The 22,349-nt window shown below is 42.0% G+C and carries 21 protein-coding genes; 13 read left to right on the top strand and 8 right to left on the bottom strand.

What is annotated here, in order from left to right:
• Window positions 1-9 precede the first annotated feature (9 nt).
• Together GS399_RS02020 and GS399_RS02015 are read right to left on the bottom strand one after the other, a co-directional pair.
• Window positions 10-792 (bottom strand): peptidylprolyl isomerase, encoded by a 783-nt coding sequence (locus GS399_RS02020; RefSeq protein ID WP_160842901.1) that lies wholly within the window; start codon window positions 790-792, stop codon window positions 10-12.
• A gap of 9 nt (window positions 793-801) precedes the next feature.
• Window positions 802-1,140, bottom strand: a complete 339-nt coding sequence (locus tag GS399_RS02015) for a hypothetical protein (protein WP_160842900.1) — start codon at window positions 1,138-1,140, stop codon at window positions 802-804.
• A gap of 83 nt (window positions 1,141-1,223) precedes the next feature.
• Here GS399_RS02015 and GS399_RS02010 point away from each other — a divergent pair, with 83 nt between their 5' ends.
• The 5 genes from GS399_RS02010 (at window position 1,224) to polA (ending at window position 8,046) form a co-directional block, all read left to right on the top strand.
• Window positions 1,224-1,568 carry a hypothetical protein gene (locus GS399_RS02010; RefSeq protein WP_160842899.1) on the top strand — a complete coding sequence of 115 codons (345 nt, stop codon included), beginning with the start codon at window positions 1,224-1,226 and terminating at the stop codon, window positions 1,566-1,568.
• A 63-nt stretch (window positions 1,569-1,631) separates the two neighbouring features.
• On the top strand, window positions 1,632-3,968 hold the full coding sequence (locus tag GS399_RS02005) for a TonB-dependent receptor (protein WP_160842898.1): 2,337 nt from the start codon (window positions 1,632-1,634) through the stop codon (window positions 3,966-3,968).
• Window positions 3,969-4,070: 102 nt separating this feature from the next.
• The gene (locus tag GS399_RS02000; RefSeq protein WP_160843246.1) at window positions 4,071-4,640 is read left to right on the top strand and encodes a DNA-3-methyladenine glycosylase I; all 570 of its coding nucleotides are present in this window, start codon (window positions 4,071-4,073) and stop codon (window positions 4,638-4,640) included.
• Between the two features lie 62 nt (window positions 4,641-4,702).
• Window positions 4,703-5,125: a lipocalin-like domain-containing protein gene (locus GS399_RS01995; RefSeq protein ID WP_160842897.1), complete on the top strand. Its 423-nt coding sequence runs from the start codon at window positions 4,703-4,705 to the stop codon at window positions 5,123-5,125.
• 122 nt (window positions 5,126-5,247) lie between these two features.
• On the top strand, window positions 5,248-8,046 hold the full coding sequence (gene polA / locus GS399_RS01990) for a DNA polymerase I (RefSeq protein WP_160842896.1): 2,799 nt from the start codon (window positions 5,248-5,250) through the stop codon (window positions 8,044-8,046).
• A 7-nt stretch (window positions 8,047-8,053) separates the two neighbouring features.
• Here polA and GS399_RS01985 read toward each other — a convergent pair whose 3' ends face one another.
• On the bottom strand, window positions 8,054-8,926 hold the full coding sequence (locus GS399_RS01985; protein WP_160842895.1) for a 3-keto-disaccharide hydrolase: 873 nt from the start codon (window positions 8,924-8,926) through the stop codon (window positions 8,054-8,056).
• Between the two features lie 121 nt (window positions 8,927-9,047).
• On the opposite strand from GS399_RS01985, the gene GS399_RS01980 reads away from it, so the two are divergent.
• Window positions 9,048-10,469, top strand: coding sequence for a glycogen synthase (locus GS399_RS01980; protein ID WP_160842894.1), 1,422 nt, complete (start codon window positions 9,048-9,050; stop codon window positions 10,467-10,469).
• A 3-nt stretch (window positions 10,470-10,472) separates the two neighbouring features.
• Window positions 10,473-11,738: a glucose-1-phosphate adenylyltransferase gene (locus GS399_RS01975; RefSeq protein WP_160842893.1), complete on the top strand. Its 1,266-nt coding sequence runs from the start codon at window positions 10,473-10,475 to the stop codon at window positions 11,736-11,738.
• Window positions 11,739-11,827: 89 nt separating this feature from the next.
• On the opposite strand, the gene GS399_RS01970 is transcribed toward GS399_RS01975, so the two are convergent.
• Window positions 11,828-12,361: a P-loop nucleotide/nucleoside kinase family protein gene (locus tag GS399_RS01970; RefSeq protein ID WP_160842892.1), complete on the bottom strand. Its 534-nt coding sequence runs from the start codon at window positions 12,359-12,361 to the stop codon at window positions 11,828-11,830.
• Between the two features lie 220 nt (window positions 12,362-12,581).
• On the opposite strand from GS399_RS01970, the gene GS399_RS01965 reads away from it, so the two are divergent.
• Window positions 12,582-12,875, top strand: a complete 294-nt coding sequence (locus GS399_RS01965; RefSeq protein ID WP_160842891.1) for a hypothetical protein — start codon at window positions 12,582-12,584, stop codon at window positions 12,873-12,875.
• A gap of 36 nt (window positions 12,876-12,911) precedes the next feature.
• Here GS399_RS01965 and GS399_RS01960 read toward each other — a convergent pair whose 3' ends face one another.
• From GS399_RS01960 to GS399_RS01945, 4 genes are all read right to left on the bottom strand, one after another.
• Window positions 12,912-13,592 (bottom strand): metal-dependent hydrolase, encoded by a 681-nt coding sequence (locus tag GS399_RS01960; protein ID WP_160842890.1) that lies wholly within the window; start codon window positions 13,590-13,592, stop codon window positions 12,912-12,914.
• A 3-nt stretch (window positions 13,593-13,595) separates the two neighbouring features.
• The gene (locus tag GS399_RS01955; protein WP_160842889.1) at window positions 13,596-13,904 is read right to left on the bottom strand and encodes a YbaB/EbfC family nucleoid-associated protein; all 309 of its coding nucleotides are present in this window, start codon (window positions 13,902-13,904) and stop codon (window positions 13,596-13,598) included.
• A gap of 49 nt (window positions 13,905-13,953) precedes the next feature.
• Window positions 13,954-14,334 carry a response regulator gene (locus GS399_RS01950; protein WP_160842888.1) on the bottom strand — a complete coding sequence of 127 codons (381 nt, stop codon included), beginning with the start codon at window positions 14,332-14,334 and terminating at the stop codon, window positions 13,954-13,956.
• A 113-nt stretch (window positions 14,335-14,447) separates the two neighbouring features.
• The gene (locus GS399_RS01945) at window positions 14,448-15,611 is read right to left on the bottom strand and encodes a serine hydrolase domain-containing protein (RefSeq protein ID WP_237487840.1); all 1,164 of its coding nucleotides are present in this window, start codon (window positions 15,609-15,611) and stop codon (window positions 14,448-14,450) included.
• Window positions 15,612-15,847: 236 nt separating this feature from the next.
• Between GS399_RS01945 and fumC the strand changes: the two genes are divergently transcribed.
• The 5 genes from fumC (at window position 15,848) to GS399_RS01920 (ending at window position 22,336) form a co-directional block, all read left to right on the top strand.
• Entirely contained in the window at window positions 15,848-17,245 is a 1,398-nt protein-coding gene (gene fumC / locus GS399_RS01940) for a class II fumarate hydratase (RefSeq protein WP_160842886.1), read from the top strand.
• 29 nt (window positions 17,246-17,274) lie between these two features.
• The gene (locus tag GS399_RS01935) at window positions 17,275-17,790 is read left to right on the top strand and encodes a fumarate hydratase (RefSeq protein WP_160842885.1); all 516 of its coding nucleotides are present in this window, start codon (window positions 17,275-17,277) and stop codon (window positions 17,788-17,790) included.
• Window positions 17,791-17,792: 2 nt separating this feature from the next.
• A complete protein-coding gene (locus GS399_RS01930) occupies window positions 17,793-18,584 on the top strand; it encodes a S1/P1 nuclease (protein ID WP_237487839.1) in 792 nt (263 codons plus the stop codon).
• Between the two features lies 1 nt (window position 18,585).
• Window positions 18,586-19,017, top strand: a complete 432-nt coding sequence (locus GS399_RS01925; RefSeq protein WP_160842883.1) for a low molecular weight protein-tyrosine-phosphatase — start codon at window positions 18,586-18,588, stop codon at window positions 19,015-19,017.
• 163 nt (window positions 19,018-19,180) lie between these two features.
• Window positions 19,181-22,336, top strand: coding sequence for a SusC/RagA family TonB-linked outer membrane protein (locus GS399_RS01920; RefSeq protein WP_160842882.1), 3,156 nt, complete (start codon window positions 19,181-19,183; stop codon window positions 22,334-22,336).
• Window positions 22,337-22,349 lie beyond the last annotated feature (13 nt).

Below are 22,349 nucleotides of genomic sequence, written 5' to 3'. Positions count from 1 at the left end.
CTAGCTAGATTATTTCTTCGAATCCATAATCAGATTCTTTTTGAACGAGCTTTGAACCAGTTCCTTTTCAAGTTGCTTTACCTCTTTCTTTTTTAGCACGGAAACCTCCATTTTAACGTCTTGCAGCGGACGGTTATTTTCATCTGTCGGAACAACCGCAATAGCGTCGACCATTTCAATGCCTTTCACAACTTCGCCGAATACAGTGTAATTTTGATCGAGCCATGGCGTTCCGCCAGCAGTTTTGTAAACATCGCGTTGCCATACTGGAATTTTTCGTCCTTTTAAACGTGTTTGTTCAAGCCGATCCAACTCTTCGTCGGTATATTTTTTCCCCTGAACAATGTAGAATTGAGTAGAGCTCGACTCTTTTCCGGGGTTATCATCGCGGGCAGCTGCCAGCGCACCTTTTTTGTGGAATAAGCTGTCGCGGAATTCAGCAGGAATGGTGTATTTCAATCCACCTTCTCCCAAAGCCTGCTTTGGTTTGGCTGTTTTTGAATCAGGGTCTCCGCCCTGAATCATAAAGTTTTTAATAACACGGTGAAACAATGTTCCGTCGTAAAAGCTGGGCTTTGGCTTGCTTAAAAAGCTGAAAATTCCGGTGCTTTTGCGTTCAGACAGCTTTAAAAAGTTATCCCGATGCAGGGGCGTTTCGTTGTAAAGCAATAGGGTACATTCGCCTTTTGATGTTGTTATACGGACATATTGGTGTGACTGGCTTTGCGCAGAAGCAACCACCACCGCGAACAGAAGAAAAGATGTTAAAACAAGCTTGGTAATGCGAATCATGAACAGAAATTATAGGGTTTCAAAATACGTAATAATTAAGGATTTCATAAGCATTTCCTGCTCAAGCAGGGTGTAGTTCGGAAGTGTTTTAACACGTTTCCAATGTGGCCAACCATCCTGGTCAAGGCCTTCCAGTTCATAAAATCCCAGCTCGCTGAACAACCTGCAAGTAGCAATATGCATAAGCTCTTCCTTTTGACGCTTGCTGAATTTCCTTGGTCCCTGGCCCAGTTCCTGTACGCCAATTAAGAAAAGGAACACCTTAATATCCGGCGTGTCCGTGTCGAAATCGGTCGCTATTTTAGTTTGGAGTTCTTTCCATTTCGTATTGATTTCCGCTGGCGTCATAGCTGCAAAGGTAACAGCATCATCGTTATTGTTACACTGAGCCGACGAAATTACTTTCAGTTTATCTATTTTTGTGCAACAAAATGCTTCGGTTAAAAAAATCGTTTGGAACAGGCATAAGCGCGTTATTGCTGCTGATTTTTTCGGTAACAATTTTGCCGCTCGATTTTTTGCATAATCATAAGCAAGAGCAGTTATGCCGTGAGGCAAGAGCAACCGGAACCTGCCATCATAAACTACACGTTTCAGACAGAGGCTCATTTTGCTGGGTATGTGCCATCCACGTTGATAAAACATTCAATAAGGCTGATACAAAGTATTCGATTGAAAACATTCCCGTTGTAAGTTTTTTCAAGGAGTTGAAAATTACGGCTCCAATCGTTGAACTTCTTCTAAGCACACTTCGCGGACCTCCCGGAAATCCTTAAACGTCAAGGGTTAATTATTAGAATTTCTTATCAGGATGCCTCATGCATCTGCATTAAATTTTTATGAAGAATAAGATATTATTCAGCATTTTACTTTTATTATTCAGCTCCTATTCAGTTTTTCCGAACGTAATTTCCATCAAAGGTAAAGTTGTTGACGCAAATTCAAATGACCCGTTGCCTGGTGCGACGGTTTCGGTTCCAGATTTGCGCACTTCTGCAATAACCAACTCCAATGGAGAGTTCCTGCTGACTAATATTCCGGCGAAAGGAACTTATTTGGTGGAGATCAAATATATCGGTTATAAGGTATTCACTCAGGTGGTTGATCTTGCAAATGTCTCGGAGCTGCAGTTTAAACTTCAGCCAACATCCATCGAAACAAAAGAAGTTGTTGTTACAGGAACCGCTGTAAGTGGTAGTAATAAACGTACTAGCACATCGGCAACAGTGTTAAATAGAGCGGAGTTGCTGCAACCGTCTACCAATCTCGTCGACGCGTTGGCAAAACAAGTTCCGGGTGTTTCGCAAATTTCTACCGGGTTGGCTATTTCAAAACCTGTCATCCGTGGTTTGGGATATAACCGTATCGTAACGCTGGATAATGGCGTGAAGCAGCAAGGGCAGCAATGGGGCGACGAGCATGGAATCGAAATAGATCAGTTTAAAGCCGAACGCGTTGAGGTTTTGCGTGGCGCGGCGTCATTGCAATATGGGTCGGATGCATTGGGTGGTGTTATCAATTTGCTTGAGCCGCTTCCGGCACCGGAAGGCCAGGTCAAAGGCGAAGTCATTACAAATTATTCGGGTAATAATGGTTTAAGCGCCAACTCCGTCATGCTTGAAGGCAACCAAAATGGTTTTGTATGGCAGGGCCGGGGTTCTTACAAAAATGCTTATTCCTTCAAAACGCCAACCGGTTATTTTCCTAATTCCGGGTATAACGAAACCGACGTAAATGGAATGGTTGGGCTGAACAAAAGTTGGGGATATTCACATCTGAATGTTTCAAGTTTCCGAAATAACATCGGATTTTACGATCCTGTTGTTAACGCGGATGGAAGTTTTGTAAATGAAGATGGCGAAGTGTACACGAATACACAATTTAAAGATCGCTCCCTGGATTTTCCGCGACAGGACATTCGCCATTTCAAAATCTCGCTGAATAACAATTTTGCGCTCGGATCATCCGGCAATTTGAAAGCGGATTTCGGTTACCAGGATAATCAGCGGCGCGAACTGGAAGACGGGCCGACGCCTTCTTTGTTCTTTGATTTGAAAACTTATAGCGCCGACCTTAAATATTATCTCCACGAAACCAGCGGCTGGCAACCAGTTTTCGGCTTAAGCGGAGATGCCGGCCACAGTGAAAACAAAGGTGTAGAGTTATTAATTCCGGCTTACGATACCTATGGTTTTGGGGCTTTCGCTTATGCTAAGAAAAGCTGGGAAAAAAGTACGCTCAGTTTAGGTGCGCGTTATGATTTTAGAAAAAATGACGGTAAGCAAGCGTTTGATGATGACGGAAATTCGAAATTTCCGTTGTTCAGCAACCAGTTTTCAAACGTCAGCGGAGCGCTGGGTTTTACTCACCAATTTACTGATGCTCTCAACTTTAAGGCAAACGCGGGAACTGCTTTTCGTTCACCCAATCCTGCTGAGCTTGGCTCAAATGGCGTCCATGAAGGTACATTCCGTTACGAGGTAGGCAATCCGAACCTCACTCCTGAGCGGAGTTATCAGGCTGATTTAAACCTGGAATACGACGGGAAATTTGTTACAGCGAACATCGGTGTTTACGAAAATTATGTTCATAACTACATTTATGCATCCAATATGGCTGGAGATAATATTGATGTAACAGACGAAGATGGAAACGTGAGTAATTATCCTGTTTATAGATATGGCCAGGTAAATGCCAACTTATATGGAGCCGAAGCCAGCCTGACTATTCATCCGGTAGCGTTTATCCATTTTGAGAACACGTTAGGCTATACCCACGCTCAAAATCTAACGATGGATAAACCGCTGCCTTTTATTCCCGCTGCAAATATCAAGAACGAGCTTCGTTTCGAGCCGAAGATTAAAGATACCCGTGATTCCTATTTTTCTGTCGGGGTAAACAGCGCGTTTCAGCAAAATCGTGTTGACTCGGAATTCGAAACCCGAACAAGTGGTTATACCTTATTGAATGCGGGTATTGGAACAACATTATTATTTGGCAAGCAACCATTGAAATTATCCGTTTCGGCAAACAACTTACTTGATCAGAAATACTATGACGCTCTTAGTAGGCTAAAACCCGGCAGACTTGACCAAAACGACCCAACATTCGGAATTTACAATCCCGGAAGAAATGTAACTTTTGGATTATATCTTCCATTTGTATTAAAAAAATAAGGACCCGAATAGTCCCTTATGATTGAAAGCTATCTGCCGTTTGGGGGATGGCTTTCTTTTTTAGAGATTAAAATTAAGACGATCAAGCTTTATCTTTATTGCATGGTTGATGACAAAACAATTATACGCTGCGGCTGGTGTGGCACCGATCCGCTATACATAAAATATCATGACGAGGAGTGGGGTAAAGAAGTTCATGATGATAAAACCCTGTTTGAATTTCTGATTCTTGAAGCAGCACAGGCCGGCCTTAGCTGGATTACTATCTTAAAACGGCGCGAAAATTATCGCAAAGCATTCGCTGATTTCGATGCTGAAAAAGTTGCTGCTTTCACAGAGAAGGATGTTGAACGACTTATGAACGATTCAGGGATTATCCGTAACCGTTTAAAAATTACAGGTGCAATTACCAACGCCAAATTATTCCTTAAAATACAGAAAGAGTTCGGATCGTTCGATAAATATTTGTATTCATTCATGCCAGACGGAAAACCGATTAAAAATGAACTGACTGATTACAAGAGCGCGCCTGCAACGACGGAAATTTCAGATATCATCTCAAAGGACATGAAAAAGCGCGGATTCAAATTTTTTGGGTCAACCATTTGTTATGCGCATATGCAGGCAACTGGTATGGTAAATGATCATATTAGTGGTTGTAGGTTTCGATAATAGCTTGCAGTCTTAATTTTAAAATATTTATATATTGCGACAGGAAAAAACTAAACCTTTTTATGAAAAAGTCGCAATTCTCTTTAATTGCCCTTCTTGGGCTTTTTGCAATCGTTTCTTCTTGTAAAAAAGATGATTCGAGTCCCGATGACAAACGAAAACTTTTAATTGGCGTCTGGCACGGCGTAACACTTCAGTATAAAGTTTACGAAAATGGCAACCTTGATAATTCAGCCAGCGGAACAGAAGATTTATCAGATGAGACAATCGAGCTAAAAGAAAATGGCTCTTACATATCCCGGTATGAAACTGGTACATGGACGTTGAGCGGAGATAAAATCACAGTAGATAACGGAACTCCAGATGAGCATACAGCTACAATTACTAAATTGACTTCGTCTGATCTGGTATTATACGAGTCAGATGAAGCGACGGTTAGCGGCGTCAAATATAAATATGAAGACATTCAAACATACAAACGTTAATACTACCAAATTTGATTAAGGGCCGGATAAAACGTTTATCCGGCCCTTTTTATTTAGTTGGTTAATAATAAACTTTTAACCTCTGATCCGTATTTTTGACCGAGCCGGTTAACACCACGTACATGAAAAAACTTTTTTTATTAGACGGAATGGCGCTCATTTACCGGGCGCATTTTGCATTAAGTAAGAATCCGCGGTTTGCATCAAATGGATTGAATACATCCGCAGTGATGGGTTTTGCCAACACGCTGATGGAAGTTATCCGCAAGGAGAATCCGACGCATATGGCCGTGGTTTTTGATACTGATGCTCCAACCGAACGGCATATTGATTTTACAGATTACAAAGCACATCGCGAAGCAATGCCGGAAGATCTTTCCGCTGCTTTGCCCTACGTTGTTAAACTTATCGAAGGTTTCCGCATTCCGGTGATAACATCAGATGGTTACGAAGCTGACGATATTATCGGAACGCTTGCTAAAAAGGCTGAACAGGTTGGTTTTACAGTGTACTGTATGACACCGGACAAAGATTTCGCGCAGTTGGTTTCCGACAATATTTTTATTTACAAGCCAGCTCGCATGGGCAACGACATGGAGATTTTGGGTGTTAAAGAAGTTTTGGCTAAATGGGAAATCGATCGTGTTGATCAGGTTGTAGACATCCTGGGACTTTGGGGCGATGCTGTTGACAACATTCCCGGGATTCCCGGCATTGGTGAAAAAACAGCCAAATCATTGATCAAAACTTATGGATCAGTCGAAAATATTATTGCCAACAGTCATGAACTAAAAGGGAAACAGCGTGAAAATGTCGAAACGTTTGCCGAGCAGGGGCTGATCTCAAAAAAGCTGGCCAGAATACTTTTAAATGCTCCGGTTGAACTTGATGAAGAGGCGTTAAAAATGGAGCAACCAAGCCGCGAGCTTCTTGAGCCGTTATTTGCCGAACTTGAATTCCGTACTATCGGCCGCCGTGTTTTTGGCGAGGAGTTCAATGTTACCGATGTAAGAGTTTCGCACGTTAGCGGGCAGATGGATTTATTCGGTCAGCCGGTCGAAGTCGACATCACTACAGAAACTGCTGTTATTGAAGAAGTAGTTCCCGGGAAAAATATAGAGAATACACCGCATACTTATCATTTATTGACCACGTCTGACCAGCGTGCGGAGCTTATCAAATTATTAAATGAGCAAACCGTTATCTGCTTTGATACCGAGACTACCGGGATGGATGCTAACAGCTCGGAGCTGGTTGGCTTGTCGTTTTCTATAAAGCCGGGAGAGGGTTGGTACATTCCTGTGCCGGCTGATCAGAACCAATGCAGCGAAATCGTTAAAGAGTTTAAGCAGGTTCTGGAAAATGAAAACATAAAAAAGATCGGCCAGAATCTGAAGTATGATATCCTGATGCTGAGCTGGTGCGGCGTTGAAGTGAAGGGTGAATTATTTGATACCATGCTGGCTCATTACCTGCTGGAGCCTGATTCGCGACATAACATGGACCTGTTATCGCAAAACTATCTCAATTATATTCCCGTTTCAATTACAACGTTGATTGGCGCGAAAGGAAAGAACCAGGGAACAATGCGCGATGTAGAGCTGGAAAAGATAAAGGAATACGCAGCTGAGGACGCCGATATCACACTTCAGCTTGCTCATACTTTTACGCCGCTTTTAAAAAACGCGCAGGCAGATCAGCTTGCGGCGGAAATAGAAAATCCGCTGATTTATGTTCTAGCCGGAATGGAACGTGAAGGTGTACGTATAGACGAACCGACCTTACGCGATTTCTCCAAACAACTCGAAACAGACCTGGTACAGTTAGAGAAAACAGTATATGAAAAAGCCGGTGTACGTTTCAATATCGCGTCGCCCAAGCAGTTAGGTGAAGTGTTGTTCGATAAGCTCCAGCTGGATCCGAAAGCCAAAAAAACAAAAACCGGCCAATATCAAACCGGGGAAGATGTGTTGATGGCCCTGGCAAATAAAAGTGATATCGTAAAAGATATCCTGGATTTTCGCCAGTTACAGAAGCTTAAATCGACTTATGTAGATGCTTTGCCTACGATGATCAATCCAAAGACAGGACGTGTTCATACATCTTACAATCAGGCAGTAGCATCAACCGGAAGATTAAGTTCAAATAACCCGAACCTGCAAAACATTCCTATAAGAACTGAACGCGGCCGGGAAGTGCGTAAAGCTTTTATCCCGCGGGATGAAAATCACATATTGCTTTCGGCGGATTATTCACAGATCGAATTGAGATTGATCGCCGAGATCAGTAAAGACGAAAACATGATGGATGCTTTTGCAAAAGGGCTTGATATTCACACCGCCACTGCTGCGAAAGTGTATGGTAAATCCCTGGATGAAGTCACATCAGATATGCGTCGAAATGCCAAGGCTGTAAACTTTGGTATTATTTACGGACAGTCGGCTTTCGGATTGTCGCAAAGTTTGGGTATCCCGCGAAAAGAAGCGGGGGAAATTATCGAAAGTTATTTTGAGCAATATTCAGGAATCAAACGTTATATGGCCGATACGATGAATTTTGCCCGCGAAAATGGTTTCGTGGAAACTATTAAAAAACGCCGGCGCTATTTACGTGATATTAACTCCGCTAACGCAACGGTCCGGGGCTTTGCAGAACGAAACGCGATCAATGCACCAATCCAGGGGTCGGCTGCAGATATGATTAAAATCGCGATGATCGATATTCATAAAGACATTATCAGCCAAAATTTGTTAGCCAGAATGACTATGCAGGTGCATGATGAGTTGGTGTTCGATGTTCCAGTAGGCGAAGTTGAAATCATGAAAGAGATCATTGAGAACCGAATGAAGCATGCGATAAAGACAGAAGTGCCAATTCTTGTAGAAATCGGGCAGGGATTAAACTGGCTGGAAGCGCATTAGAAAGAACTCACTTAAAGTATTGACTGTACTTTTCAGGAATGCCTGTGATCGGCCTGATCTTCACATCTTTGAAATATACTTCGCCAGCCTCGCTTTGTAACTGAATTTTACCTTTGGAAAGCGGTTTTAGTTGGCCGGTCTCATTATAAACCAGATTTGAAAGCGCCATCACCACTTTGCCGTTTACTATGTGCAGGCTTTTGTCGCCAAAGCAGATCAGCTCAAGTTGGTTCCATTCACCGTACGGCTTTTCAGAATTCGAATTGCGCTGGCAGTAATAGTCCGGCGCGCCGGCGCCCATTTTTACCAACGGCGCTTTGGGGTTGAAAATATAGTTTGTAGAATCTTTTCGCTTTTCGGCATGAACAGATACCCCTGCGCTGGCAATCGGCCACCAATCGCCCGTTCCGTTTTCCATAATCTGAAACTCCTGGCCTAACAGCCAGGATCTGAAATAATCAACTCCGGCTTCACCCTGCGAATGATATAGAATTCCTGAATCCATGGGTTCGTTTAAGCGTGGCTCCCATTTCTTTGTCCCCCATTTTACCTGAGCCGTCAAATGGTAATTTTCAAAGTCTTGTTTCGTGAAAATGCACCCGTAAATCTCTCCGCTGATATGCAGTATCGGTTGCCCGTCCTCAATTTTTACAGTAAAAACATTAGCTTCATTTTTACCATAGCCTATTGGTTTAATGGGTTGGCCTTGCTCATCAGTCGGCATTTTGCCGGAATATCCGTTTTTGTGCCGGTAACTTTGGTACATCGACCACTTGCTTAAATTTTTATCTAAAAGATTTTCCCAAGCATCGTCAGGTTTAAAAGATGTTGAAATAGAAAACAGCAATGCAGACAGGCTGAACAAAACAAGGCTTTTCATAGATGCTTTTTAGTAAATGTAATAAAAAACATTTCGTTTTATTTAAGCAACACAACATTGCGCAAACGATGTTTTGTAATAATAAATATGTTTTAGGATATTACACAAGAAACGATTTTGTATGCAGGTTATTCATCTTAGTGCGGAATGTTATCCGGTTGCCAAGGTAGGCGGATTAGGCGACGTGGTTGGGGCATTGCCGAAATATCAGCGTTTTGCAGGCGTCGAAGCATCGGTAGTTATTCCTTACTATGATAGAAAATTTGTTCAGGAGCACAGCTTCGAAACCGTTTTTGAAGGCAGTGAGCTGTTGGGGAACCGCCCATTTCAGTTCAAAATATTGCGGGAGGAAACACAAGTCCTTGGATTTGATTTGTACCTGGTTTATAGTGCCGGGCTTTTAGACCGCCCCGAAATTTATAGCTACAATGATGAAACAGAACAATTTGTAGCCTATCAGCTGGCTGTTTTAAACTGGCTGTCACAGCGTGAAGTTAAGCCAGACGTAATTCACTGCCACGATCATCACAGTGGCCTGGTGCCGTTTCTGGTCAGCCACTCGGCCAAATACAAAGCGCTTTCGACGATACCAACAATTTGCACGATTCATAACGGGCAATACCAGGGCTGGTTCGGGTGGGAAAAACTGAGCTATCTTCCGCAGATTGATTTGTCGAAAACGGGGCTTTTGGACTGGGGTGGTACCATTAATCCACTTGCTGCCGCCATTAAGTGTTGCTGGGCGTTTACCACTGTTTCCCCATCGTATCTTAAAGAGCTGTCCGTAAACTCCAACGGCCTTGAGTACCTTTTCGAAATGGAAAAAGCTAAGGGCTACGGAATTATCAATGGCATTGACACGGAAGTTTGGGATCCCTCTACTGACCCGATGATTTTTACATCGTTTAATAGTATTACAGCAAAAATTGGAAAGCTTGGGAACAAAAGGAAGCTATGTGAAGAGTTTAATCTTGATCCTAAAAAGCCATTGCTTACATTTATTGGACGTTTAGTGGGTGAAAAAGGGGCGGATCTGCTCCCCGCTGCATTGCGGTTAAGTCTAGAAAAGTATAAGAAGCAACTAAACGTTATTGTTTTGGGGTCGGGGGAGCCGGAGACCGAGAGTGAACTGAAAGCGTTGAAAAGTGAATTTGAAGGATATTACAATGTTTTTATAGGATATAACGAAATGTTGGCGCATCGGATTTACGCGGGTGCCGATTTCCTTTTGATGCCATCGCGTGTTGAGCCTTGCGGTTTAAATCAGTTATATTCATTGCGATATGCTACGGTTCCGGTTGTAAGGAAAACGGGTGGGTTGATCGATACCGTGATCGATTATTCGGAAAGCGAGGGATACGGAATCACATTCGATCAAACTACTGTTGAAGATATTTGTTCAGCAATAGACCGTTCTGTTACGTTATTTAAAAACAGCAAACTCTTACAATTGTTAACGAAGAGAATGATGGCTCTTGATTTTTCATGGGACCGGTCAGCCGAATTATATATAAACCTGTATAAGACTTTAAATTCAAAATAGCATATGACGTCAAAAGTTATTGCCGTGATACTGGGCGGTGGTGCCGGCACCCGCCTGCATCCGCTTACAGCAACCCGCTCAAAGCCAGCAGTTCCCATAGCCGGGAACTATCGTTTGGTTGACATTCCTATTTCAAATTGTCTTAATTCGGGCATTGACCGAATATTTGTCTTAACGCAGTTTAATTCGGCGTCATTAAACAAGCACATTAAAAACACGTATCACTTTAACGTTTTTAGCAGTGCTTTTGTTGACATTCTGGCCGCAGAACAAACGCCGCACAATACAACCTGGTACCAAGGAACCGCCGATGCCGTCAGGCAGTCAATGAGGCACCTGGAACCGTTTGAATATGAGTACATTCTTATTCTTTCCGGAGATCAGCTTTACCAGATGGATTTTGATGATATGATAAGGAATCATCAGGACGCCGGCGCTGACGTTACTGTAGCAACTATTCCGGTTAATGCTAAAGATGCTACAAGTTTCGGCATAATGAAATCGGATGAGAATCAAAATATTACCTCATTTATTGAAAAGCCCAAATCGGAGCTGTTGAAAGACTGGCCATCAGAAGTTGGTGACGAGATGAAGGCGCAGGGTCGCGTTTACCAGGCGTCGATGGGGATTTATATTTTCGGTAAAAAGGTTTTGACCGACATTCTTAACAATGATCCGCATACTGATTTCGGCAAAGAAATTATTCCGGATGCGATAAATACCTACAAGGTTATCAGTTACCAATACGATGGATATTGGACAGATATCGGTACGATACCATCGTTTTTCGAAGCCAACCTCGGATTGACTGATGATATACCGAGCTTTAATTTATTCGATAAGCGCAGTATTTATTCGAGGGCACGAATGCTTCCACCCTCTAAAATATCCGGCACTACGTTAGAGAAAACGATCATCGCTGAAGGCTGCATAATTAACGCGAGCCGTATCGAGCGTTCGGTTATTGGTATCCGTACCAGGATTGGCCGTGGAACAACCATCATTTGCAGTTATATTATGGGAAGCGATTATTATCAAACCCTGGAACAGCTTGAAGAAGCGAAAGCAACGGGAACACCGATCATGGGAATCGGCGACCGCTGTTACATTAACAATGCCATACTCGATAAAAACTGTATGATCGGCAGCGATGTTCGCATCAACGGCGGCCCCCATCTTCCAAATGGTGATTATGAAAAATATACTGTCCAGGACGGTATCGTCGTTATAAAAAAGATGGCTGTTATTCCAAACGGTACGGTGATATAGTCATCCGAGTTAGTGATATTCACACGTTTTTCTAAGGAGCTTTTTATGAGCTCCTTTTTGTTATAATATGATTATCGTTTTCCGAATTTTTATTCCTGTGAGTGCTGCGTGACCCTGAGATCGACGAAATCGTAAGTACTCAATTCGTATTGACCAGGAATTTCAATCGAAAGAAAACAGATATCCAGAAATTCATCAATCTCGCTTTCCGGGATGTGAAACTCACGGGGATGTTCCAGTTTATTTCTTTCGAGTATCCGTTCCCGCAAAACTTCACGGGGTGCATCGAGATAGTAAAATCTCACCATTGCTCCAACAGACTTCGCTTCATCCCTCAGTTTTTCACGTTCGTTCTGCCACCATGTTCCCCACTCAATAATAACATCGATTCCTTGCTTAAGAATGCTTTTCGCCAATTCCCATTGTAATTGCTCGATGTTTGATCTGAACGTGTTTCCTTCTGTTTCGGCGGTTTCTTTCCAGATCGTTTTTATCCATTCATCGGGGCAAAACCTGATGGCATTATATTCTCTCGCTATTTCTTTCGCTAAAGTGCTTTTGCCCGAACCTGGTAATCCGCAGATTAAGTGTAAAGCGGATTTATCGCCTGCTGCCTCTGGCATGTTAAAAAATTATAAGGGAATATAAGAATTCGAATCGTGCTTTTAAACGAGTAAAATAAAATAGCTAAAAATCATTGTTGAATAGATGGCTGGATAATGTAAACAGAGTTGATCGTTTGCTGTTACCTGTTTAATGATCTGACAATCCTAAGGTTGGCAGAATTCATTTGTTCTTCATGTTCAAAAACTAGCTTTAATCAATAAATTAAATGAATGTATTATGAAAAAATTAATGTCAATCGTTGCAATAGCAGCAATTTCAATGAGCTCGCTATTCGCTGTTGCTCAAACAACGCCAGCTAAAAAGACAACCACTACAAAAACAACCAAATCGGCTACCACACATTTAAAAAGCGACGGTACGCCAGACAAACGTTACAAAGAAAATAAAACGAGTTCGACCACCACTACTGCTGGTCCGAAGAAAAAAGACGGCACACCAGATATGCGTTACAAAGAGAATAAAAAAACGACCACTACAACTAAGTCGACAAAGGCTGTAAAAAAACCTTAGAAAAAAAAGAGCCGGAATTTCGGTTCCGGCTCTTTTTTAAAGTTCGATTATTTGGCCGAGTTCCGGTAAAACTAAATTTAAGCCGGCATCAGCAAATTTTTTCCGGGCTTCTTCATGATCTATTTTGATAGCAGGAAATGTATCGAAATGTATCCCGATAATGTTTTTGCAGTTTATAAATTTCGCAGCCTTGACCGCATCGTCAATGCCCATGGTATAATAATCGCCAATCGGAAGGAAAGCCCAATCGAGGTTTTCATCTTCCAACAGCTTCATGTCCATTGTTAAAGCGGTGTCACCCGCGAAATAAACCTTCTTTTCATTAGTGGTAATTACATAACCCGCCGGGTTGCCTCCGTATGAACCATCTGGCAATGCGCTTGAATGAATGGCATTTACCATTTTCACCTTTCCGAAATCCAGTTTAAGGGACCCACCAATATTCATACCTTCAGCTTTGTCAACGCCATTTTGAGAAAGCCACCTGGTAATATCGGCAATACAAATGACGGTCGCATCGGAATTTTTTTGAATAGGGATCAGGTCGGCAACATGATCTCCATGTGCATGTGAAACCAGGATGTAATCAGGTTTCAGCGAATAGATATCGATGTGTTTTGCTGCTGGATTCGGCGTTATAAACGGGTCAAATAGTAGCTTTTTACCGTCAGCCAGTTGGAGCTCAACGGTTGATTGTCCATAATAAGTTGCTTTCATAAATTATTGATTTCCGAAAAGGCCCTCCAATCCGCCAAACATATCACGTGTTGCAGCCTGCATTTCGCTTTGGCTGATGTTTTCGGCCTGTTCCATCGCCTTGTTAACAGCTACGGTAACTAGTTCTTCGAGTTCTTCGCGATCGGAATTTGCATAAAAATCAGGATCGATCTGTATTGATCGAATGGTTTTATTTGCAGTAGCGGTTACGGTTATTTTGCCGCCTTCTGCAGTTCCCGTTACAGTAATCGCATCCAGCCGCTTTTTTATCTCATCGGCTTTTTGTTGTGCCTGAAAAAGTTTGTCGAACATAATATTTACATTTTGTACAAATGTATAAACATCCCGCCTGGCGAAAAGTTCAGAGCGTACTTCTGATAATATCTGGCGACAATGGCTTAGAAATAAAGCCGTTTACGAAGGGGTAATTTTTAGAACGGAGCTTATCTTTCTCATCAATCGACGAACTGACGATAAAAATTCTCACTTTTTTTTGCAGCAGGTTTATAAATTTTTCAATGCCTGAAAGAAAATCCCACCCATCAAAAACCGGCATATTCAAATCCAGCAAAATAACGTCAGGCAATATGGCCGCTTCATGCTTGTTCTCTTCCAGGAATTCAAGCGCTTTTACCGGCTCGGTAAAACTCCGGTAATCGTTGAAGATCGCATGCTTTTCAATCATTATCTGGGCAATTCTCTGATGTATCGGATCGTCATCTATAATAAATACCTTACTCATAATATTGCCTTTGGTGGCTGGGTGCATTGTTCGCGATCTAAATTACTGTAAAGAATAAAGAAATAAATTAGCCAATCGGAAAATGTGCTGAAACAGTGAAAATGTTACATTAATCAATCTTCGGCCGTTTCGCCCGATCCGGTATAAGCACTTTTTCTTACAACAGGCATGCCAACAATGTTAAAAAGTCCGTCGAGTTTTAACAAACTTCCATTTGAAAGGTTAGTTAATAGTACAATCGTTACGTCATTTTTCAAGTCGCGGAGATAGATATGTCTGAAACCATGCCACCAACCGGTATGATAAACAACTTTTTCCCCCGGCGAATCAAATATTCTCCAACCATAGCCATAGTTGAAATGGCCGCGAATGGCCGGATTGTGTCCGGTATAAGCAGAATCAAGAGTTTGCTGTTTTAATAGCCTGCCTGTTTTTAGCGCGTGATCAAAAAGATACAGATCGTTGACCGTGCTATAAACGCCTTTATCGCCAACCGGCCCGTCTAAAAAGTTTTGAACAACAGAATACCTCCATTGTCCGCGATCGTGACCAACAACATCAACCGGTATTTTGTCATAAACGGCTTTAGAATAGACCGCGGTGTGTTTCATTCCTGCTGGATTAAAAACGTTTTCCTTCATAAATTCAGCATAGGATTTTCCTGTCACCTTTTCGATGATAGCTCCCAAAATCATGAAATTGGAATTATTGTAGTGAAAAACGCGGTTTGGCTGTGTGTAAGGTGCCGGTTTATATTCGGCTATCAGATTCATTACATCCATATTAGTGATGCCTTTGCGCTCATCTTTGTGGTTTTTCTTCCAGATGTTATCTACGAAATAAACATAGTTCATCAGCCCCGAGCGGTGCGTTAAAAGAAGCTTTATAGTTATACCATCATATGGAAAATCCGGGAAAAAGTCCTTTACATTTTGGTCGAGTTTTAGCTTTCCACGTTCCATCAGCATGAGTATGGCTGTGGCGGTCATGGTTTTTGATACAGAAGCAAGCTCGAATTGTGAGCCAAGTTTCAAACTGTCGCGATGCAGATAATCGGCCCAGCCGATAGCATTTTCATATAATATTTTGCCCTTTTTGGCTACCAGTACATTGCCGTTAAAAGCACGGGTGCGATGGAGTTCTTTCATAAACGCATCAATGCGTTGATCGGCTTTCGCAGGATCGTAAACCAGCAATAAACTGTCAGTTTTGTCGTCGGTTGGTTTCCTTGCAAAATTTGTGTCTTGTTTTGAATTATTTTGACATGCTGTGAACATGCTGATTAGCAAACAAATAGGTAGAATGGATTTTAAAATACGCGTCATATCTCGGCCTCATAAAAGAAAGGCTGAAAATAGAAATTATTGCTTGGTCATATAAAAAGAGTTTTAAACAATATTCGGGTGAAATTAATCCGTGTTTTCAGTGACTAAACGCCAATGTAACAGGTTCGACAAAGACTTTCCTGCTTGTACAGAATAATATAACTTTGCGCATAATTAAACGATGAACAATGGCTTACAGAATTGAACACGATACTATGGGAGAAGTGCAGGTACCAGCCGATAAATACTGGGGCGCACAGACAGAAAGATCACGTAATAACTTTAAAATAGGGCCCGAGGCTTCGATGCCTAAAGAGATTATAGAAGCTTTCGCTTATCTTAAAAAGGCGGCGGCTTATACAAATACAGACTGTGGCGTGTTGCCGGCAGAAAAGCGGGATTTAATCGCCCAGGTTTGTGACGAAATTCTGGCAGGCGGCTTAGCGGAAGAATTCCCTCTCGTGATCTGGCAGACAGGTTCCGGAACCCAGTCAAACATGAATGTAAACGAGGTCGTTGCAAACCGTTCGCATGTTCTGCAGGGAGATAAGCTTGGTGAGGGCAAAACGTTTATCCATCCAAATGATGATGTAAACAAGTCGCAATCGTCTAACGACACGTATCCAACTGCTATGCATATCGCTGCATATAAGATGGTCATCGGCACCACAATCCCAGGCGTTGAAAAATTAAGAGACACTTTAAAAGCCAAATCCGATGCATTTAAAGACGTAGTTAAAATTGGCCGTACTCATTTAATGGATGCAACTCCGCTAACACTTGGCCAGGAGTTTTCAGGATATGTCTCACAACTTAATCACGGATTAAAGGCACTGCGCAATACGCTTGATCATTTATCAGAACTTGCTCTTGGGGGAACCGCCGTTGGAACCGGAATTAACACACCAAAAGGTTATGACGTGAAAGTTGCAGAATATATTGCTCAGTTCACTGCGTTGCCATTCCGTACAGCCGAAAATAAATTTGAAGCGCTTGCATCTCACGATGCCATCGTTGAAACCCACGGCGCCTTAAAGCAACTTGCCGTTTCGTTAATGAAAATTGCCAACGATATCAGGATGCTTGCATCTGGCCCACGTTCAGGAATCGGCGAGATTTTTATCCCGGAAAATGAACCCGGCTCGTCGATCATGCCCGGGAAAGTAAACCCTACGCAAAATGAGGCGATGACAATGGTCGCTGCCCAGGTTATGGGTAATGACGTGACCATTTCCATCGGTGGATCAAACGGCCATTACGAATTGAACGTGTTTAAGCCGGTTATGGCGGCAAACTTTCTCCAGTCGGCGCGCTTGTTAGGCGATGCTTGTGTTTCATTTAACGATCATTGTGCCGTAGGTATCGAGCCTAATTACGAAGGTATTAAGAAGCATGTTGAAAATTCGTTAATGCTTGTAACAGCTCTTAATCCGCATATAGGGTATGAAAATGCTGCTAAAATCGCTAAAACAGCCCATAAGCAAAATAAATCATTACGTGAAGTCGCCGTTGAACTTGGACTGCTTACCAGCGAGCAGTTTGACCAATGGGTAAAGCCGGAAGATATGATCGGAGGTTTGAAATAGTACATACATTTCAAACAGGCACCGGGTTTATGAAGCCGTTAGATAAGTTAGGGAAGTTTCCTTTTTTGCTGTTTGTATTGCTAGGAGCAACACAGGCTTGTACGTTCAATAAAAACGTTCAGGGAAGAGGTGACCAGGCATTGCAGGGGATTTGGGTTCAGCAAACAATACCTTATAAGGAGCAGCTTATGGAGTATACGGAAACTAGCTATACCTTTACCTGTGATTCATTTTATGCAAGTTTTGTAACACACGGAAAACACAATCGTTATGAAGATCAGTGTTTTAACGAGGGTATCTGGAAAGAATACGCCAGGGGAACTTATGCTGCAAGCCACGATACCGTATACCTCAACGGAACCTTTACAAAACCCAACTGGAAACAAAAAATAACCGGTTGCTACCGGATCGGGCAATATTTGGATGCCTTGCATATAATAAAAAATGATGGCGACACACTTTCATTTCAAAGCGCTCAAAGTCACGTTCCTGTTTCGCTAATTTTAAAAAAAAGGATTACCTGTGATCCTAAACCAATAGAATGAATATGAAAAAAAGAATTTTTAAGCTAATCCTAATCGTCACATTATTTTACGTACCATCAAAATCTATGGCCTGGGGCATGCTGGGCCATCGCATCGTGGGACAAATTGCAGAAAGCTACCTGACAGACAAAGCACGCTTGCAGATAAAGCAAATCCTGGGCAATGAATCTATGGCAATGGCAAGCAACTGGCCCGACTTTATTAAATCTGATAAAGCTTACAGTTACCTGAGTCCCTGGCACTATGTTGATTTCGACAAGCAGTACTCGTACCCTGAAATGCAACAGTATTTACAAAGGGATACTGCTACAGACGCCTATACGAAGCTTAATTTCCTGGTGGCAGAATTAAAAAAGAAAAATCTTCCCCAGGATAAAAAAGTAATGTATCTGCGATTAGTAATCCATATCGTAGGCGATATTCATCAGCCAATGCATACAGGTCACACAGAAGATAAAGGCGGAAACGATATCAAAGTTACCTGGTTTGGCCAGCCAAGCAATCTTCATTCGGTTTGGGATTCAGGGTTAATTGAATACCAGCAGTTAAGTTACACAGAGTATGTAAAGGCCATAAATTTCCCGACCCAGCTCCAACTAAAAGAATGGAAAAAAGTCAATGTGAGTAAATGGCTTTATGATTCGAGTCTTGAAGCTGACAAAATTTATAAAGGAGTAAAGGATGGAGATAAGTTAAGTTACCGCTACAATTTTGACTATGTGGAAACGTTGAACAGGCAATTACTAAAAGGCGGGGTTCATTTAGCCGCAATCCTGAACCAGATTTTCGCTTAGGATGAAAATCTTAATGGTTTGCCTGGGGAACATATGCCGCTCACCGTTGGCGCATGGTATTATGGAAAGTCTTGTTGAAAAGCATGGCTTAAACTGGGAGGTGGATTCGGCCGGTACAGGAAATTGGCATATTGGGGAAGCTCCGGATTCCCGGTCTATTGCTATAGCAAAGAAATATGGCGTAGATATTTCCAAGCAGTGCTGTCGCCAGTTCCGCGTTAGCGATTTCGATTACTACGACAGGATATACGTGATGGATAAGAGTAATCTGGCAGACGTGCTAAATCTCGCCAGAAACATGGCTGATGAGGAAAAAGTAAAGTTATTATTAGATACGGAAGTTGTACCAGACCCTTATTATGATCACAAATTATTTGATCCGGTGTATCAAATGATAAAAAGAGGATGTGAAAGAATCATTCCAGGTAATTAACTAAGGTGTAAATTCGAAAAAGGGTCAATATTTTAAATATTGGCCCTTTTTATTTTTACTAATACAAAATGTTGCATCGTATTGTAAAAAACTATTAAAAAAAACTTGGATTTGCATTTTCTTAATTTCATATTTACGATTCAAACAAAAATAAGATTAGCGTATGAAAAGAATTTTACAAAGCTTAATGCTTTTTATGAGCATTTTGCTGTCACAAGCTTTTGCCCAGGAGCGTGTGATAACAGGAACTGTTACCGACCAGGCTGACGGAACTCCACTGCCTGGAGTCAGCGTCGTAATTAAAGGCACCAAAACCGGCACCCAGACAAATGCGGATGGTAAATTTTCGATCACTTTGCCGCGTGGTCAGGAGTCATTGACATTTTCTTACATCGGTTATACAGCTCAAACCGTTGCGGTAAAAGGAAGTATTCTAAATGTTGAATTAGGAGGTGATGCAAAGCAACTTGGCGAGGTTATCGTGACAGGCTACGGCACTCAGTCGAGAAGAGACGTTACCGGATCTGTTGCCAGTGTAAGTGGTGAAAAATTAAGAAACCAACCTGTACAGAGCTTCGAGCAGGCTTTACAGGGTAAAGCGACCGGCGTTAGCGTAATACAGCCCAATGGTGTATTGAATAATCCTCCTGTCTTCAGAGTAAGAGGATTCAATTCAATTTCTCTTGGTTCTTACCCGTTAATTGTTGTGGATGGCTTGCCGGTATTTACAGGAGATCAATCTCAGACAAATGCGCCAAGTAATCCGCTGGGTGATATTAACCCTGAAGATATTCAATCTATTGATATTCTAAAGGATGCAGCTTCGACAGCTATTTATGGTTCAAGAGCTGCAAACGGAGTAGTGGTAATAACCACGAAAAAAGGAACGCAGGGGAAAGTAAAAGTAAATTACGACGGCTGGGTTGGTATCTCAAATACTCAACGGCTTCCCGAACTTCTTAATGCCGAACAATATGTGACACTTAAAAACGAAGCGCGGACTAACGCCGGCCAAAGTCAGGCATTTGCACTGCAGAAGCTAGACGACGGCAGCACATTAAATACTGACTGGTACGATTTCGCTTATCGTACAGGTGTTTCGCAAAACCACAATTTAAACTTTGCGGGTGCTTCATCCTCAACCAGCTATTATATCTCGGTAGGTTATACAGATCAGCAAGGTATTATCCGGAAAAACGACTATAAACGTATGATCGGCCGGGCTAATCTTGATCATAACATTACAGATAAAATCAAAGTTGGAACGAATTTCAATTTTAGCAATAGTTTTAACCAGGCACCTTCGACAGGATCGCTTCCTGGACAGGCTTTTAACACTGGCGGTTTAGGACGTTTGGCAATAGTATTGCCACCTAACGTTGCCGCATATAACGCCGATGGTTCTTATAACGTATCCGGATCAGCAATTGGTTATGGTGCAAACAGCTCAGCTGTGGCGCCGAGCTATCCAAATGCCGCAGTATTGGTTAATGAGGATAAGTTTACTTCTGAAAATAACAACTTAATTGCAACGCTTTACGGCCAATATGAGATATTAAAAGGACTTACATTTAAAACGAACTACGGTTTAAATAATTTAAATGTAGAAAGTATTGGCTTTAACAACCGTATAAATGGTGACGGATATGCATCTAACGGTATTTCAACTAATGGAACTGTAAAAAGTAAGAGGTGGGATTGGTTTAATACTTTATCCTACAATGGAACCATCGGAAAGGATCATAGTATCAACGCATATGTTGGTTACGAAGAACAACATACATCAGTTGATGGTTGGGGCGCGCAGCGTTCAAATGTAATTGACCCTTTTATTGATGTTTTCCAGGGATCATATGGAACAATCGTTCCCGCAAACCTTGTACAGGGCGAAAACTCTTTCAGATCGTTTTTTACCAATCTTAATTACGATTATAAAAAGAGATATTTTATCAGCGGAAGTTTCCGTCGCGACGGCTTATCGGCATTAGCAGAAGGAAACAAGTATGGTAATTTCGGGGGTGCATCTGCCGGATGGGCTATTTCTGAGGAAAACTTTTTCAAAAATTCGGGAATAAGCAAGCTCGTTAGCATGTTGAAAATCCGGGGAAGTTTTGGTAAGGTTGGTAACGCTGGTTTAAGCGATTTTGCGGCACTTTATTTATATAACCCAGGATTGTATGGAACAAGTGCTGCGCTGGCATTTAACCAAGCCGGCAATCCGAATCTAAAATGGGAAACCAGTAAAAAGTATGATGGTGGCTTAACTATTGGCTTTCTGGATGGTCGTATTAATTTTGATGCGGATTATTATCGTAACAATATTGATGGCCTCATATTAAATTCACCACAATCTCCATCGAAAGGTATTCCTAATAACTCGATTGCAGCGAACATTGGTTCAATGTACAACCAAGGATTCGAATTCTCGGTAAATTCGACCAATATCCGTAAAGGTTCTTTCACATGGTCTTCAACTCTTTCATTTAGCACTAATAAAAATAGGGTTACAGCTTTGGCAAACAACAATGCTGATTTATTTGGACCAAGTGGGCTTGAGACTGCAAATATTACACGTGTAGGCTATTCTTTAGGATCAATTTTTACAGTTCCGACAGCGGGCGTTGACCCTGCTACTGGCGAGCGTATATTTATTAACAGGAACGGAGATAAAGTGCGATTCAGTTTCGCACGTCCCACAGCTTCCAGATGGTTATATTTAGAAGGTGCAAATGCAGGTGCCGTCGCTCCTGCGATTGATGCAACACTCGATGGAAAAATTACAGGTAATGCAATTCCAACCTGGTATGGCGGTTTTGACAATAACTTCCGTTATAAAGCATTTGACATGAATCTTGGAATAACCTTTTCAGGCGGCAACAAGGTTTATTACGGAACGCTCGCCGGACTTCGTGACCAACGTTTCTGGAACAATGAAGTTGGAATGTTAGACAGGTGGACTACACCAGGCCAGGTTACCGATATCCCGAAAGTGGTTTATGGTGATAATACTTCTAACGGATCTGCACTTCCAGAATCACAAAACGTTTTCAGCGGAGACTTTCTTAAGCTTAGAAATATTGCTTTCGGCTATAGCTTTCCTAAAAGCTTATTACCAGCAAAGGGCTTAAGTTCTGTAAGAGTGTATGCGCAGGCCACCAATTTGGTAATAATAACAAAATATCCAGGACCGGATCCTGAAGTATCAGTAAACGGTAACGCAACCGCAAGTGGTAACAGCGGAAACCTTGCTCCAAGTGTTGACAGAAATGCTACACCATCAGGAAGAGTTTTCACGTTTGGTCTCAATGTTGGTTTTTAATGGAACTATGAAA

Origin of the sequence: Hufsiella arboris (assembly GCF_009834875.1) — a bacterium.
GTDB classification, from domain to species: Bacteria; Bacteroidota; Bacteroidia; order Sphingobacteriales; family Sphingobacteriaceae; genus Hufsiella_A; species Hufsiella_A arboris.
This window is presented reverse-complemented; position numbering and strand designations above follow the sequence as displayed.